This window comes from Clavibacter sp. MX14-G9D, from assembly GCF_032917815.1.
Lineage (GTDB): Bacteria > Actinomycetota > Actinomycetes > Actinomycetales > Microbacteriaceae > Clavibacter > Clavibacter michiganensis_K.
Genome location: NZ_JAVCVL010000305.1, coordinates 1 through 2,410, shown reverse-complemented (window position 1 = coordinate 2,410; position 2,410 = coordinate 1). Strand labels below are relative to the sequence as shown.

Annotated in this window: 3 protein-coding genes; 2 read left to right on the top strand and 1 reads right to left on the bottom strand. The window is 77.6% G+C overall.

Going from position 1 to position 2,410, the window contains the following annotated elements; all coding sequences use genetic code 11:
* Positions 1-811, top strand: an 811-nt coding sequence (locus Q6969_RS15000) for an alpha/beta hydrolase fold domain-containing protein (RefSeq protein ID WP_317231160.1), incomplete at its 5' end; no start/stop codon positions are given.
* Here Q6969_RS15000 and Q6969_RS14995 read toward each other — a convergent pair.
* Positions 774-1,148, bottom strand: a complete 375-nt coding sequence (locus tag Q6969_RS14995; protein ID WP_317231159.1) for a DUF6804 family protein — start codon at positions 1,146-1,148, stop codon at positions 774-776. The two genes, Q6969_RS15000 and Q6969_RS14995, sit on opposite strands and share 38 nt — an antisense overlap.
* 127 nt (positions 1,149-1,275) lie before the next feature.
* Between Q6969_RS14995 and Q6969_RS14990 the strand changes: the two genes are divergently transcribed.
* The coding region (locus Q6969_RS14990; protein WP_317231158.1) for a histidine kinase at positions 1,276-2,410 on the top strand (1,135 nt) is incomplete at its 3' end.

Here is a 2,410-nt window from a genome sequence, read left to right as displayed (position 1 = left end):
CCGGCAGCGCGGGCAGCGCCTGATGGCCGCGCGCACCTCCGCCACCGTCACGCCGAGGCGCCGGCTCCTCGGCCTCGCCATCCGGCACGTGCCCGCCGTGGCACGGTCGATGCACGGCACGCCCGCCGCCGGCGCGCGCGTCGTGCGGCATCCGGCGGGCAAGCAGGGCCTCCCGCTCGACATCTCCGTCTGGACCCCGCCCGGCCACGACCGCTCGGCGACCGGATCCCCAGTGCTCGTCGTCCTCGCCCGGCACGACGGCGACTGGCTGCCGTCCACGCTCGCGAAGGACCTGCGCGCGGTGGTCGTGGCCATGGCCCCGGACGACGACGAGCAGGCCCTCGCGGGCCTCTCCTGGATCGCCTCGCACGCCGCCGGCTGGAACGGCACCCCGGAGCGCCTCGGCATCCTCGGGGACGGACCCGGCGCCGACCGGGCGCTGCGCGTCACCGCGCTCGCCCGGGACGCCGACGGCCCGGCGGTCCTCCGGCTCGTGCTCGTGAGCCCGTCCGGCGAGGTGCCCACGCTGCAGGCCCCCGACCGCCAGGGGCACGGCCTCGACCGGCTGCCCGGCACGCTCGTCCACGTCGGGGCGGCGGACCCGCGGCTCGACGACGTCGTGGAGGGCGTCGCCGCGCTCAAGGCGGCGGGCACGAAGGCGCGGCTCGTGCGGATCCCGCGCGCCGACCACGGCTGGCTCGCCTACCCGGCCGCGGACCCGGCGCTCGCCCGCAGGTCGCTCGACGAGATCGTCGCCTACCTGCGCCGCGGGCTCACCGAGGAGCGCGCGTTCGGGGTCGGCCCGGCGTAGGTCCCGCCTCGACGGGGACCTTCACCAGGATCCCCGCGGCGATGAACACGATCGCCGCCACGTACTGCAGCGACTGCCAGGTCACCGCCTCGACGGGGATCACGGCGACGGGGTTCCACAGCACGGCCACGGCCGCCAGCAGCGCCGCGCTCCACCAGCTGCGGGCGCGCACCGAGAACACGATCATGATCAGCGCGAGGATCGCGACCGCGAACCGCACGACCGTGAACAGGTCGCCGTCGATCACCGCGAAGCCGGCCAGCAGCACGATGGCGCCGAGGAGCCCGGGGGCGAGCGACGGTCGGGTGAAGGCGGGGGCGGCGGGGGTGCGAGTCACCGGGCCAGTCTGCCAGCGCCCACCGGGAGCGGCCTCCGGGAGCGGCCGTCGGCACGCTCCTCCCCCGCGGGGATGAGGTTCCGCGCCCCGCCCGGATCGCGGGCACCGCCCCTCGTAGCCTGTGCCCATGCCCTCACCCCGCACGACCGCCCACCTGGTCGCCCCGCTCGGCGGTGCCGCGTTCGCCGCCCTCTGGATCCTCGCCGAGGCCGGACGCGCCGGACTCGCCGGCGTCGCCACCCTGGCCGTCGCGCTCGGCGCTGCGATCGGCCTCGCCGTCTGGATGCCGGCCGCCTCGCTCGCGATCGTCGTCGCGATCCCGGTGCTGCAGCTGGCGGGGCTGGCCCCCGCCGTCGACTCGACCACCTGGCCCCTGTACGCGGCGGTCGGGTTCGTCGTGCTGATGGTCGCCGCGACGGGCTCCCGCCGGACCCGGCTCGTCGCCCTGCCGGCCGGCGTCGTCGCCGCGCTGGCCGCCGTCGTGCACACGGCCGTGCCCTCGGGTGCGAACCCCACGCGCCTCCTCGCGTGGGCGGCGCTCGGCTCGGCCGGCGGCAGCCCGCTGCACCCGACCCTGGTCGTGCTGCTGCTCGCCGGGGTCGGCGCGGTCGTCCTGGCCTGGGCCGTGGGCTTCGGCGTCGGGGCCGCGCTGCGCCTGCACCGCCTCGGTCGCGTCCTCGAGGAGGCCGAGGGCCGGCTGGCCGAGACCGACCTGGAGCTGCGGCTGGTCGCCGAGCGGGCCCGCATCTCCCGGGACGTCCACGACTCCATCGCGCACGCGCTCACGATCGTGGTGGCGCAGTCGGAGGGCGCGTCCGCGCTGTCGCGTCGGCAGCCGGAGGTGGTCGACGGCGTCCTGACCGCGATCTCCGGGGTCGCGCGCGACGCCCTGACCGACGTCCGCGGCCTCATCGAGCGGATCACCGACGCCGGCGACGAGCTCCTGTCGCTCGCCGACCTGCCGGCGCTCGTCGCGCGCATGCGGGACGTGGGCATGCGCATCGACCTCGACGAGCTGGGCGCCCGACCGCCGCTGCGGGATGCGCACCAGCTCGCCGTCCACCGGATCGTGCAGGAGAGCCTGACGAACGCCCTCAAGCACGGCGGCGCGGACGCCGACGCCTCCGTGGTGCTGGACTGGCGCGGTCCCGGGCTCGCGCTCCTGGTGCGCTCGTCCGGCCGGTCGCCGCTCGTGGCCCGGGGAGCGCTGCCCGGCACCGGCGCCGGGATCGCCGGCATGCGCGAGCGCGCGCGGCTCGCGG